Origin of the sequence: uncultured Xanthomonas sp. (assembly GCF_964278005.1) — a bacterium.
Classification (GTDB): domain Bacteria; phylum Pseudomonadota; class Gammaproteobacteria; order Xanthomonadales; family Xanthomonadaceae; genus Xanthomonas_A; species Xanthomonas_A sontii.
Map to the genome: position 1 here is coordinate 189,769 of NZ_CAXYKF010000023.1, position 13,472 is coordinate 203,240.

Here is a 13,472-nt window from a genome sequence, read left to right on the forward strand (position 1 = left end):
TTCTTTTCGAAACAACAACTTGGCCGTGAAACACAGATGCAACATGGTTTCGCGGGGGCTTGACAAGACCTGTCGCAGGCCAATTTCCGGCGCTGTGCACAACCGGCCGTCGCGACGGCCGCGGGTGAGCCGATCGGGACGCCGCTGTCAAGCGCGCGGTGTGGCGGCTGCCTCGCTATCATCGCGCCGATGATGGAGTCCCGATGACCGCCACGTCCCCTTCCGACGGCGTGGCCGCACCGCCCGCCCTGGCCGCGTTCCTGCGCGGCATCGAACGCCGCGCCGCGGTCCTGGCCGACCTGCAGAGCGGCCGGCCCGAACGCGGCATGCCGGCCCTGGCGGCGGCGATGCGGGCCTTCCGCAGCCACGCCGCGGCGCTGCCGATGGCCGACTGGCCGCTGCGGTTCTGGAAGCTGCTCGCTGCGGTGCCCACCCTGCGCCAGGCCGATGCCGCCGACGGTGCCTGGCCGGCGCCGCTGGCGCATCTGCGCAGCCTGCAGCCGGCCGACCGCCTGGCGCTGTTGTTGCGCATCGTCGCCGGACTGGACGAGCCGCTGGCTGCGCAGGTGCTGCAGCTGACCACCGAGGACTACCAGCAGGCGCTGGCGCGGGCCTGTCCGCGCGACGCCGGCGGGCGTCCGGATGCGGCCGGCTGGCGCGCGCTGGCCGACGCGGCGCAACAGTGTCTGCGCGACCTGCCGCCGGCGCGGCTGCAGGCCCTGGCGCAACTGCGCGATGCGGCGATCGCCGGCAGCACGGCCTCGCCTGCGCCGGCCAAGGCGCCGGCCTCTGCCGCGGCCGCGGCGCGTCCACGCCGCCGCGCCGCGCGCTCGGCCCTGCGCACGCGCCTGGCCGGGGCGGTGATCGCGGTGGTGGTCCTGGCCCTGGTCGGGACGCTGTTCTGGGACCGCCTGCCCTGGCATCGGTCCCGTGCCGCGACCGCGGCCGGTGGCAGCGACGCGAGCCTGGCGCTGGGCGATACCGGCCCGGTGCAGGTGGAAGTGCTGCCGCCGGAGTCGGACACCGCCAGCGCGCCGCCGCTGCCGGCCGACCCGCCGGCGCCGCTGCCGGAGCCGGCGATCTACGACCTGGATTTCTATGCGTGGTACGCGGCCGGCGCGCCGCCGCCGCGGATCGAGCGCAGTGCTCCCAGCGCGGCCGACTTGGCGGAGGCCGCCGAAGCCCCGCCGGCTGCCACCGTTGCCCCGGCCGTCGCGCCCGCGGCGACCACGCCACCGGCGCTGACCCCGGCGCAACTGCGCGCGCGCCAGGCCGCCTGGGATGCGCTGCCGGCGGCGGCGCAGGCGCGGCTGCGTCAGGTCGCCACGGCCTTCGCCGGCCTGCCGATCGAGCAGCAGCACAGCCTGCATGCGCAGTTCGCCGAGATGGACGCCCTGGAGCGCCACGGCTGGTTGCTCGGCCCGGAACTGGGTGCCGAGTTCTGGGCGCTGCAGCCGCTGCTGGGCTACGTGCCGGAGGCGCAGCGGCAGGCACTGCTGGGCCTGTTGCGCGGCCTGCCGGCGGACCAGCGCGAGCATCTGGCGCTGCTGTCGCAACGTACCCCGCCGCAGGACCGTGCCGCCTTGCGCCGCGACCTGCTGGCGCAGGGCGCCGACAGCCGTGGTGCCTGGCTGAAGCAGCGCGCCGCGCGCTGAACTGCCCGCGGCGCCTGGCGTTCCGGGCACCCGGTCCCGAGCCCCGGGTCCGGGCTCCTCCTGCAGTCATCCGCCGCAGCGGGTAGAATGCCCGGCCTCCGCCACCCGGTGCCGGCGCTGTCTGCGCGGCCGCAGTCGGCGGGATCGCCAGAGTCTTGCAATGTTTTCGTCTTCCACCCCGGCCTCGGTCCGGGGCCGCGAACTGCGCACCACCGCGCAGCTCGCCCTGCCGCTGGTCCTGGGGCACGTCTCCACCGGCCTGATCAGCTTCGTCGACAACGTGATCGCCGGCCACCACGGCACCCGCACGCTGGCCTCGGTGACGGTCGGCACCGCGCTGCTGTGGCTGCCGATGATGATCCCGATCGGCACCCTGATCGCCCTGACCGCCTCGGTGTCGCAGCTCGACGGCGCCAAGCGCCATGCGCAGATCGGGCCGCTGTTCCGCCAGGCGCTGTGGCTGTCGCTGGGCCTGGGCCTGCTGATGTTCGCGTTCCTCAGCGTGATGCCGATGGCGCTGCCGCAACTGGGCATCGCCCCGGAGATCGTGCCCGGCGCGCGCGACTTCCTGCTTGCGATCCGTTGGGGCGTGCCGGCGCTGGTGCTGTACTTCTGCATGCGCTACCTCAGCGAAGGCATGCACTGGACCCTGCCGACCATGCTGCTCGGCTTCGGCGGCCTGCTGCTGCTGGCGCCGCTCGGCTATGCGCTGACCTTCGGCCTGTGGGGTCTGCGCGAGCACGGCGCCGGCGGCCTGGGCATGGCCTCGGCGATCATGATGTGGGCGCAGGCGTTGTGCTTCGCCATCTACCTGGCGCGGTCCAGGCGCTTTGCGCCGTTGCGCCTGTTCGCGCGGTTCGAGGCGCCGGACCTGCGCGCGATCGTCGGGCTGCTCAAGACCGGGTTGCCGATCGGCGTGACCATCCTGATGGAAGGCGGCCTGTTCATCGTCACCGCGCTGCTGATCGCGCGGCTCGGCGAGGTACCGGCGGCGGCGCACCAGATCGCGATCAACGTGGCGCAGCTGTGCTTCATGGTGCCGATGGGCGTGGCCGAGGCGACCACGGTGCGGGTCGGCCGCGCCGCCGGCGCGGGCGATGCGGTAGGCGTGCGCGGCGCGGCCTGGGCCGGCTATGCGATCGTGCTCGGCACCCAGGCGCTGTCGGCGCTGGTGCTGCTGGTCGGCCACGACGCCATCGTCGGCGTCTACACCAGCGACCTGGCGGTGGCGGCGCTGGCCTCCACGCTGCTGCTGTACGCGGCCACCTTCCAGTTCCCCGACGGCGTGCAGGTGCTGTCGGCCGGCGCGCTGCGCGGCCTCAAGGACACCCGCGTACCGATGTTGCTGGCCCTGTGCTCCTACTGGGGCCTGGGCATGCCGCTGGGCGCCGGCCTCGGCCTGTGGCTGGGCTGGGGACCGCAGGGCATGTGGATCGGCCTGATCCTGGGGCTGACCGCGGCCGCGGTGATGATGGGTGCGCGTTTCCGCTGGAGCAGCGCGCGGCTGCTGGCCGCGCCGGCGGCCCCCTGACTTCAGACGCATGTGCGGCGCCTGATGCAGCCGGTATGCTGCGCAGGCGCAAGACGCCTTCCTTTCGGAGCTTTCCATGAACCAACCCGTGCGTCGCAGCCCCGTCGCCAACTTCTTCGTCGGCCTGTGGGATGTGATGAACTTCACCCGCCGGTTGATCTTCAACCTGGTGTTCTTCGGTTTCCTGTTGCTGATCCTGCTGGCGATGGTGTTCGCCATGGCGCGCGGCGACGGCGGCAAGGCGCTGCGCGACCGCACCACGCTGCTGATCGCGCCGGAAGGCAAGCTGGTCGAGCAGTTCAGCGCCGACCCGGTCAGCCGCGCGCTGGCCAAGGCGATGAACGACAAGGGCGCGCAGGAGATCCAGTTGCGCGACCTGGTGCGCGCCATCGAGGCGGCCAAGACCGACCCGAAGATCGAGCGCGTGGCGCTGCGCCTGGACAAGCTGCAGCCCAGCGGCTTCGCCTCGATGCGCGAGGTGGAGAAGGCGCTGCAGGACCTGCGCAGCTCCGGCAAGCAGATCGTCGCCTACAGCGACAACCTGAATCAGTGGCAGTACCTGCTGGCCGCGCAGGCCAACGAGGTCTACCTGGACCCGATGGGCTCGATGACCCTGGAAGGCCTCGGCCGCTACCGCCAGTACTTCCGCGAGGGCCTGCAGGACAAGCTCGGCGTGGACGTGCACCTGTTCAAGGTCGGCGAATACAAGTCCGCCGCCGAGCCGTACGTGCTCGACGCGGCCTCGGCGGCGTCCAAGGAAGCCGACCTGTTCTGGATGAACGATGTGTGGCAGCGCTACGTGGCCGACATCGCCAAGGCGCGCAAGCTGGCGCCTGAGCAGATCAACGCCGGCATCGACACCATGCCCGAGGGCGTGGCCGCCGCCGGCGGCGACCTGGCCAAGTTCGCCCTGCAGCAGAAGCTGGTGGACGGCCTGAAGACCCGCGAGGACGTCGAGCAGTTGCTGGCCAAGCGTGGCGTGGCCGACGACGATGCCGACACCGGCTACCGCAACGTCGACCTGGACGGCTACCTGCAGCAGCTGGACCTGCGCCGTTCGCCGGTGGACTCGCGTCCGCAGGTGGCGGTGGTGGTCGCCGCGGGTGAGATCAGCGGCGGCGAACAGCCGGCCGGCCGCATCGGCGGCGAGTCGACCGCGGCGCTGCTGCGCCAGGCGCGCGACGACGACGCGGTCAAGGCGGTGGTGCTGCGCGTGGATTCGCCCGGCGGCGAAGTGTTCGCCTCCGAGCAGATCCGCCGCGAGGTGGTGGCGCTGAAGGCCGCCGGCAAGCCGGTCGTGGTGTCGATGGGCGACCTGGCTGCGTCCGGCGGCTACTGGATCAGCATGAACGCCGATCGCATCTACGCCGACCCGTCGACGATCACCGGCTCGATCGGCATCTTCGGCATGATCCCCAACATCACCCGCACCCTGGACAAGATCGGCGTGCATACCGACGGCGTCGGCACCACCCGTTTCGCCGGCGCGTTCGACATGACCCGGCCGATGGATCCGGCGGTGGGCCAGCTGATCCAGTCGGTGATCAACAAGGGCTATGCCGACTTCACCGGCAAGGTCGCGCAGGCGCGCGGCAAGTCGGTCGAGGCCATCGACCAGGTCGCGCGCGGCCGCGTGTGGAGCGGTGCGCAGGCCAAGGAGCGCGGGCTGGTGGACGCGTTCGGCGGCTTCAAGGACGCGGTGGCCGATGCCGCCGCGCGCGCCAAGCTGGGCGGCCCGGACAAGTACCGGGTGCGCTACGTCGAGAAGCCGGCCACGCCGTTAGCGCAGTTCGTCAGTGGGTTCGCCGGCAGCCGCCTGGGCGTGTGGATGCTGAGCGACTCGGCGCTGGGCCACGCCCTGCTGGCGCGCAGCCTGCCGGAACTGGACACCCAGCTGCGCTTCGTCAAGGACGCGGCCGACACCCGTCCGGGCGCGCCGGTGAAGGCGCTGGCCTACTGCTTCTGCGGTCTGTAAGCCGGCCCTGCGCCGGCAGCGGCGCGCTCTTGCGAGCGCGTCGCCTGCTTCCTGCAACGCCGGCCCCCGTGGCCGGCGTTGTTCATTGCGCGGTGGCGGCGTCGAGCGCGGCGTTCTGCGCGGCCGCGGCGTGGTCGAGCGTGGCCTGGGTCTGCCTGGCGCGATCCAGCGGCTGGGCGATGGCGCTGCGCAATGCGCTGGCCTTCGGCGGTGGCGGCGCATCGGGCGGTTGCGGCGGCTCCGGCTTGCATGCCGCCAGCAGTGCGAGCAGCGGCAATGCCAACGTCATCCTGCGCAGTGGTGCGGACATGGCGGCGACCTCCTCGAGGGTGGAGGTATCATCCTACGCCTCCCATGTGAGCAGACAGGCACGCGCATGCAGCACCGTTGGCGGCTGGACGGACAGACCGCGCTGATCACCGGCGCCAGCGCCGGCATCGGCCTGGCGATCGCGCGCGAACTGCTCGGGTTCGGCGCCGACCTGCTGCTGGTGGCGCGCGACCTCGACGCGCTGGAAGCGGCGCGCGACGAGTTGCGCGAGGCCTTTCCCGAGCGCGAGATCCTGGCGCTGGCCGCCGACGTCGCCGACGACGAAGACCGCCGCGAGATCCTGGACTGGGTCGAGGACCATGCCGATGGCCTGCACCTGCTGATCAACAACGCCGGCGGCAACGTCAGCAAGGCCGCGGTGGACTACACCGAGGACGAATGGCGTGGCATCTTCGAGACCAACCTGTTCTCCGCGTTCGAACTGTCGCGCTACGCGCATCCGCTGCTGGCGCAGCACGCGGCCTCGGCGATCGTCAACGTCGGCAGCGTGTCGGGACTGACCCACGTGCGCAGCGGCGCGCCCTACGGCATGACCAAGGCGGCATTGCACCAGCTCACCCGCAACCTCGCCGCCGAATGGGCCGAGGACGGCATCCGGGTCAATGCGGTGGCGCCCTGGTACATCCGCACCCGCCGCACCTCCGGGCCGTTGTCGGACCCGGACTACTACGAGCAGGTGATCGAGCGCACGCCGATGCGCCGCATCGGCGAACCGGAGGAAGTGGCGGCGGCGGTCGGCTTCCTGTGCCTGCCGGCGGCCAGCTACATCACCGGCGAATGCATTGCGGTGGACGGGGGCTTTTTGCGTTATGGGTTCTAGCGGCTCAGTCCTTTGCATGGCGGCTGCGCGGGCGCATGGCCGCAGCTGGAAGGCGCAGTGCAGTACGTTTCGGGTGGTGCGGCGTCGGGACTGAAGTCTCTCCCAAAAAAACCGGGATTGGGGAATCGGGAATGGGGATTGGTAAAAAAGCTGTTCGCACACACCGCGGTGACCTGTTCCTTTGCCTGCCGGCGGCCAGCGACATCGCCGGCGAATGCATCGCGGTGGGCGGTGGTTTTTGCGTCACGGGTTCTAGCGGTTCAGCCCTTTGCGTGGCGGCTGCGCGCGCGCAGGGCAGCAGATGAAAGGCGCAGTGCGGTACGCCCCGGGTGATACGGCGTCGGGACTGAAGTCCCTCCCACAAGAAGCTGTGCGCGCGCACCGCGGTGACCGGTTCCTTTGTCTTCCGGCGGCCAGCGACATGACCGGCGAATGCATCGTGGTGGATGGTGATTTTTGGCTGAGCGCTTTGTTTAGCGCTGCCTGCTGTGGTGCACGCGATCAACTGCGCGCAGCGGAATGCCTAGGAGCGGCTGGAGCCGCTCCTACGAAAACAGGCGCACAGCCACGCGCGCGGGCGATGGGTCACAGTCTACCGTCGGCGCACAGGATGCGGCTCGGCTGCACCGCCACGCGCGAGCGCGATGGGTCACGGTGCACGGCGATCCGGCGCGCCGCACTCGCTGGCCTCGAGCAGGTGCTGGCGGCGTTCGAACTCCGTGCGCAGTGCCTCGGCATGGTCGGGCACGGCGAAACGCCAGTGTGTCTCGGCCTCGGCCACATAGTTCTTCCAGGCATCGCATAGCTGCTCGGCGGGCAGCGGCTGGCACTGGTCGCGCAGCACTTCGCAGGCGCTGCCGCCGGCCTGGTTGGGGCCGCCATCCAGGTCCGTCGTGGGCAGCGGCACGCACCGCGGCGGCGGTTCGGCGACCTCTCCGATGTAGGACGCCTGCTCGCGGGTGCTGCAGGTGTACAGCGGCGGGGGCGGCAGCATTGGTGGCGGTGGCGCGGCGGCTGCGTCTGCCGCGGTTGGCGTGTCAGCAGACGTGGTGGTGGACGCGGCGGTCGTGGCGCGTGCGGGCGGCGGCGATGGCGCGGGCTGGGCGGCGATCGCGGCCGGCAGTGCGGCGCTGCTGACGCCCTGCATGATTTTTTTCTGCTGGCGCATGCCCTTGGGACAGGGCTGGTTCTGGATGGTCAGGTTGTCCTGCGCGTCGGTGCAGCGATAGAACACCACCGGTTCGGCGTGCGCGGCGCCGGCACAGGTCAGCACCACGGCGAGGCAGAGTGCGCGCCGCATCAGCTGCCGCCGCAGTCGCGCGCCAGACGCGCATCGATGCCGCGCTGCTCGGTTTCCATTGCGCGGCGCTCGCTCTGCAGCGCACTGTTGTAGCGACGGATCAGTTCCCAGCGGCGATCGCTCAGGCGTGCGCAGACTTCCTGCTCGGGCAGCGCGGTGCAGGTGTCGCGGATCATCGTGCTGCCGGCCGGCACGATCACGCCGGCGCCGGCGGACACCCCAGGCGGCGGTGGACCGGGCGGGCGCGGGCCGCCGGGCGGAGGCGGTCCCGGCGGGCCGGGCGAGCGACCATCGGGGCCGCGCCCGTATGGCCGTGCGTACGGGCCCTCGGCATAGCCATAGGCCCACAGCGGCACCCAGCGCGGATTGCCGGCGTTGTCGTCGCTGGTGTAACGCGTGCCTTCCGGGGTGACGCACTCGTACATCGGCTGCGCAGGCTGCACGGTGACGATGCGGAGTTCGCGCTGCGGCAGCGGCGCCGGCGAGGCCTGCGCGCGTGCCGGATCGGTGCTGATGGTGGTGGTCGGCCGCGGCGGCGGATCGCGCGGACGCTGCATGTCCAGCACCTGCTGCTGGCGCGCGTTCTCGCAGGGGGCGTTCTGCAGGCTGACCGCGCCGGAAGCGGCGATGCAGCGATAGATGCGCACCGACGCATTGCTGCCGTCGCTGCTGACCGTCTGCGTCTGTTGCGCCCAGCCGGCACCGATCCAGGACGACAGGCTCAGCAGCAGCAATGGGCGGAGAAGGAGGCGCATGCGCGCATCTTGCGCGCCTTGGGCAGCCAGGGAAAGGGCGGGGGAGCGGGGATTCAGGACGCGATGGCGCGGGTGGGGCCGCAGCGGGGTCTTGTCGCGCATCGGGCAGGCCGCGGGTCGGCCAACGTGCTTCCTGCAGCATTTCGCAGCTGCTGTACGGTGCCGCCGGCCTCGGCCAGGGCGCGCTCGTGCAGTACTGGCGCGTTGATCTGTCGCCGCGAGGCTTCGCCCGACCCTCATCCGGCCCTCCGGGCCACCTTCTCCCAATGGGAGAAGGGAGCAGCTACCCCTCTCCCGCTGGGAGAGGGGTTGGGGTGAGGGTCCGGCGCGAAGCGACTCGCGTAGTTTGAGTGCACGAGGCTGCGCCCGCACCCTCATCCGGCCCTCCGGGCCACCTTCTCCCAATGGGAGAAGGGAAGCGCTAGCCCCTCTCCCATCGGGAGAGGGGTTGGGGTGAGGGTCCGGTGCGCGAAGCGCCCGCGTGGCTCATCGCGCCATTGCCGCCAGACGCCGACGCGGCGGAAGACAGGCGTGCCGCGCCGAAGAGCAGCGCCTCAGGCGCGCAGGATCTCGCCGCTGGCGGCGTCGCGGATCGGGGTGGGCTGGGCCAGGCCGCCGGTGTCGCCGTCGAGCAGGCCGTCGAGGTCGCCCAGCACCAGCGGATCCAGTTCGCTGCGCTGCCGTGCCGGCGGCTCGCCGCCGCGGTTGGCACTGGTCGAGACCAGGGCGCCGCCCCAGGCCCGGCACAGGGCGGCCACCAGCGGATGGGCACTGATCCGCACGGCGATGCCCTGGTGCGCGCCGGTGATCCAGGGCGGCGCATGCGCGGCGGCGGGCAGGATCCAGGTATGCGGTCCGGGCCAACTGGCCAGCACCGCGGCCAGCCGGTCCGGCGGCAGGGCCGACAGGTCGAGCAACGGGCGCAACGGGTCCAGTTCGGCGGCGACCACGATCAGGCCCTTGTCCACGGGCCGCTGCTTGATTCGCAGCAGGCGGGTCACGGCGGTCTCGTCGTGCGGATCGCAGCCCAGGCCCCACACCGCTTCGGTGGGATAGGCGATCACGCCGCCCTTGCGCAGGACGGCGACGGCATGGCTCAGGGACAGGTCGGTCATGCGCGCATCATGCGGCACGTCCTCGTCTAAGGACAATGAGGGTCGGTTGGGCGGGGCTCGGGATTTTCGCAAGTCTCCGGCCCGCCGCTTTGCTGTGGGAGGGGCTTCAGCCCCGACGCCGTACCGATAAAGCGTCGGGGCTGAAGCCCCTCCCACAGAAAAACCGCGGTGTCGCGGATCTTCAGGCGCTGAGAGACGCCGTCGGCACCGCGAGAAGGCGGCTCGGCGCCCGCGCTCGTACTATTCGAGGGGGTGCGTCGGGCCGCCCTGGGCCATCCGCAGAGCGGCTCAGCCGCCCTTGGCCACGGTCTTCTTCGCCGCCTTCTTCACCGTTTTCTTGGCGGTTTTCTTCGCGGCCTTCTTGACCGCCTTCTTCGCCGCCGGCTTGGCCGGGGCGTCGGCGGCGGCCTTCTTCGCCGCGCTCTTCTTCGGCGGGGCTTCCTTCTTGGCGGCGGCCTTCTTGGCGCCGAAGCCCTTGCGCACCGGCTTGCCGGTTTCCTCCAGCAGCTTCTGCACTTCGTCCAGGCTCAGCGAGGCGGGCTCGCGATCCTTGGGGATCTTGCCGTTGAGCTTGCCGTCGCTGATGTACGGGCCGAAGCGGCCGTTGAGTACCTGGATGTCGCTGCCGGGAAATTCCTTGATGATGCGGTTGCGCGCGATCTCTTCCTTCTCCTCGATCAGGAACACCGCACGGGCCAGGTCGATGGTGTAGGGATCGTCTTCCTTCTTCAGCGAGGCGTAGACGCTGCCGCGCTTGGCGAACGGGCCGAAGCGGCCGATGCCGACGCTGACCTCCTCGCCCTGGTCCTGGCCGAGGCTGCGCGGCATCAGGAACAGCTCCAGCGCCTCCTCCAGGGTGATGGTGTGCATGCTCTGGCCGGGACGCAGCGACGCGAACTTGGGCTTGTCCTCGGCGTCCTCGGCGGTGCTGCCGATCGCCGCGTACGGCCCGAAGCGGCCCAGGCGCACGCTCACCGGCTTGCCGGTCTTGGGATCGGTGCCGAGCTCGCGCGCACCGCTGGCTTCGGCGCGGTCGACCGATTCCTTCTTGTCCTCGACCAGTTCCTTGAACGGCTCCCAGAAGCGCGACATCAGCGGGACCCACTCCTCCTCGCCGCGCGAGACCGCGTCCAGCTCGTCTTCGAGCTTGGCGGTGAAGTCGTAGTCCACATACTGGGTGAAGTGGCTGGACAGGAACTTGGACACCGCGCGGCCGACGTCGGACGGGCGGAAGCTGCGGCCTTCCATCTCCACATACTTGCGGAACAGCAGGGTCTGGATGATCGAGGCGTAGGTCGAGGGACGGCCGATGCCGTACTCTTCCAGCGCCTTCACCAGCGCCGCTTCGGTGAAGCGCGGCGGCGGCTGGGTGAAGTGCTGCTCGGCCAGGATGCGTTCCAGCGGCACGCGGTCGCCAGGCTTCATCGCCGGCAGCTTGCGGCCTTCGTCCTCGTCCTCGGCGCTCTTGTTGTCCTTGCCTTCCTCGTACACGGCCAGGAAGCCGGGCACCACCACGGTGGTACCGCTGGCGCGGAACACGTGTTCGCTGCCGGCCGACAGGTCGACGCTGACGGTGTTGAGCGTGGCCGGAATCATCTGGCAGGCCACCGCACGCTTCCAGATCAGCTCGTACAGCTTGCGCTCGTCGTCGGTCAGGAAGCGGGCCACCTGCGACGGGGTACGCAGCGCCGAGGTCGGACGCACCGCTTCGTGCGCTTCCTGGGCGTTCTTGGACTTGGTCTGGTAGGTGTTGGGCTGGTCCGGCAGCGAGGCGATGCCGTAGTCGCGGGCGATCACATCGCGGATCTCGGCCAGCGCGTCCTGCGACAGGTTGACCGAGTCGGTACGCATGTACGAGATCAGGCCGACCGTGCCTTCGTCGCCGATCGCCACGCCTTCGTACAGCTTCTGCGCCACCTGCATGGTCTTGCGGGTGGTGAAGCCGAGCTTGCGCGAGGCTTCCTGCTGCAGGGTCGAGGTGGTGAACGGCGGTGCCGGGCGGCGCTTGCGCTCCTTGCTGGCGACGTCGGTGACGTGCAGCGCGCCCTGCGCGGCCTGCTGGATGCGCAGGCGCGCGGCCTCGGCGGTGTCGCCGTCGGTGATGGTGAACTGCTCGAACTTCTGCCCGTCGAGCTTGATCAGCTTGGCGTTGAAGTGCTGCGAAGGATGCGCGCAGTCGGCGGCGATGGACCAGTACTCGCGGGCGATGAAGGCTTCGATCTCCTCCTCGCGCTCGACGATCATGCGCAGCGCCGGCGACTGCACGCGGCCGGCGGACAGGCCGCGCTGCACCTTGCGCCACAGCACCGGCGACAGGTTGAAGCCGACCAGGTAGTCCAGCGCGCGGCGGGCCTGCTGCGCATCGACCAGGTCGCCGGCGATCTGCCGCGGTTGCGCCATCGCTTCCTTGATCGCGCGCGGGGTGATCTCGGTGAACACCACCCGGTGCAGCGGCTTGCCCTTGAGCAGCCCGCGCTCCTGCAGGATCTCGGCGATGTGCCAGCTGATCGCCTCGCCCTCGCGGTCCGGGTCGGTCGCCAGGTAGATGTCTTCGGCCGCCTTGGCCGCCTTGGCGATGGCCTCCACGTGCTTCTCGTTCTTGTCGATCAGCGCGTAGCGCATCGCGAAGCCGTCGTCCGGATCCACCGCGCCTTCCTTCGGGATCAGGTCGCGCACGTGCCCATACGAGGCCAGGACATGGAAATCCTTGCCGAGGTATTTGTTGATCGTCTTGGCCTTGGCGGGCGATTCGACGATGAGCAGGTGCTTGGACATGGCGGGTCGGGCTTCGATGGGCGTGGGCGGACGCCCTGGGGGCGGTAGGGTGGCGCAATTGCTCCGGTTAGTGAAGCGTTGCGGTCTCGCAGAGAAGCCGACGCCCGGGATGGAACCCCCGGGCGTTCAGCTACGGCGCTTATTTATTAGTGGGCATGTCCGGCGCCCGCTGTCAAGCCGGCGCCTGCCGGCCGGGCAGGCGCGCGGGCGGCGGCGGGGGTTCCCGGAGCCCGCCGGACTCAGTGCCAGCCGCCCTTGGCGGCCACGCCGATCGCCAGCGCCACCACCAGCAGCGCCGCTGCCGACAGCAGGCCGAACAGGGCCAGGATCACCACCGTGACCGTGCCCAGCTTGCGCTGCTGCCATTCCGGGTGGTCGGTGTAGGCCCACTTGTCCACCACCAGGGTGTCGCAGAGCATGTCGTGCAGGGCCTGCTTGCGCTCGGTGAAGGCCGCCATCAGCAGGCCGATGCCCAGGGTCAGGCTGCTCAGCATGAAGCCGAAGTAGCGGCCCACGCCGCGGGACACGGTGATGCGGCTGCCGTCGGTGCGCACCACCTTGATGCCGACCGCCATCTTGCCCAGCGTGGCCTGCTTGGTGGAGGCGTGGAACAGGCCGTAGTACAGCGCCGCGATCGCCATCGGCAGCAGGTACAGCAGGAGCAGCATGACGATGCCGGCGGCGGTGCTGAAGTCCGGCTGCTTGCCGAAGCCGGTGATCCCGAAGAAGCCCAGCATCACCACGAACTGGATCACGTTGGCGACGATGCCGACCAGGAACGCGTCGATCAGGTAGGCGGCCACGCGTTTCCAGAAACCGGCCTGCACCACCTCGCCGCCGCCGACCACCCGCGCGCCACCGTCGAGCACGGCGCTGGGCGCCGCGTAGGGCGACGCCGCCACGGCCGGCGCGGGCGCGGTCCAGGCGTCGGGGACGGTCGCGGCCGGGGGCGGAGGAGGAGTCTCTCCGTCAACCTCGATCGGGGCAATCGCAGGCGCCGGCGCCTGGGTCAGGCCGAGTTCGTCGACGAACTCGGCCAGGGTGCGCCATTCGCTCAGGCCCTCGCGCCAGACCAGGGTGGACAATCCGATCTCGCCGCGCTGGAAGCGCTGCTGCAGGTCGGCGGCCGCTAGCGGCCCATGGCGCTGCTGCGCTGCGTCGGCGTAGTACCACTCAGTCATTCTGTTCCCCGGGAGTTGCAGTCGAAAACGGTGCG

9 protein-coding genes and 1 pseudogene are annotated in these 13,472 nt (G+C 70.7%); 4 read left to right on the top strand and 6 right to left on the bottom strand.

The annotated features are described in order from the left end of the window. Nucleotides 1–203 precede the first annotated feature (203 nt). The 3 genes and pseudogenes from ACHWVH_RS15200 to sppA form a co-directional block, all read left to right on the top strand. A pseudogene (locus ACHWVH_RS15200) lies at nt 204–1,187 on the top strand (hypothetical protein); the annotation flags it as partial. 628 nt (nt 1,188–1,815) lie between these two features. Then, entirely contained in the window at nt 1,816–3,186 is a 1,371-nt protein-coding gene (locus ACHWVH_RS15205; protein WP_017911990.1) for an MATE family efflux transporter, read from the top strand. Between the two features lie 76 nt (nt 3,187–3,262). Then, nucleotides 3,263–5,161 (top strand): signal peptide peptidase SppA, encoded by a 1,899-nt coding sequence (sppA, locus tag ACHWVH_RS15210; RefSeq protein WP_267085811.1) that lies wholly within the window; start codon nt 3,263–3,265, stop codon nt 5,159–5,161. A gap of 82 nt (nt 5,162–5,243) precedes the next feature. Here sppA and ACHWVH_RS15215 read toward each other — a convergent pair whose 3' ends face one another. After that, nucleotides 5,244–5,471, bottom strand: coding sequence for a hypothetical protein (locus ACHWVH_RS15215; protein WP_226975218.1), 228 nt, complete (start codon nt 5,469–5,471; stop codon nt 5,244–5,246). A gap of 66 nt (nt 5,472–5,537) precedes the next feature. Between ACHWVH_RS15215 and ACHWVH_RS15220 the strand changes: the two genes are divergently transcribed. Then, nucleotides 5,538–6,311, top strand: coding sequence for an SDR family oxidoreductase (locus ACHWVH_RS15220; RefSeq protein ID WP_017914851.1), 774 nt, complete (start codon nt 5,538–5,540; stop codon nt 6,309–6,311). 649 nt (nt 6,312–6,960) lie between these two features. Here the strand turns inward: ACHWVH_RS15220 and ACHWVH_RS15225 are convergent. The 5 genes from ACHWVH_RS15225 to ACHWVH_RS15245 form a co-directional block, all read right to left on the bottom strand. Beyond that, on the bottom strand, nt 6,961–7,611 hold the full coding sequence (locus ACHWVH_RS15225; protein ID WP_267085810.1) for a DUF4124 domain-containing protein: 651 nt from the start codon (nt 7,609–7,611) through the stop codon (nt 6,961–6,963). Beyond that, nucleotides 7,611–8,366 carry a DUF4124 domain-containing protein gene (locus tag ACHWVH_RS15230; RefSeq protein ID WP_267100262.1) on the bottom strand — a complete coding sequence of 252 codons (756 nt, stop codon included), beginning with the start codon at nt 8,364–8,366 and terminating at the stop codon, nt 7,611–7,613. Before ACHWVH_RS15230 ends, ACHWVH_RS15225 begins: the two co-directional genes overlap by 1 nt. Before the next feature lie 554 nt (nt 8,367–8,920). Further along, on the bottom strand, nt 8,921–9,481 hold the full coding sequence (locus ACHWVH_RS15235) for a Sua5/YciO/YrdC/YwlC family protein (RefSeq protein ID WP_017914937.1): 561 nt from the start codon (nt 9,479–9,481) through the stop codon (nt 8,921–8,923). A 288-nt stretch (nt 9,482–9,769) separates the two neighbouring features. Then, nucleotides 9,770–12,256, bottom strand: a complete 2,487-nt coding sequence (locus ACHWVH_RS15240; RefSeq protein ID WP_295964115.1) for a DNA topoisomerase I — start codon at nt 12,254–12,256, stop codon at nt 9,770–9,772. A 239-nt stretch (nt 12,257–12,495) separates the two neighbouring features. Beyond that, nucleotides 12,496–13,437, bottom strand: a complete 942-nt coding sequence (locus tag ACHWVH_RS15245) for an RDD family protein (protein ID WP_148829210.1) — start codon at nt 13,435–13,437, stop codon at nt 12,496–12,498. Nucleotides 13,438–13,472: the final 35 nt, after the last annotated feature.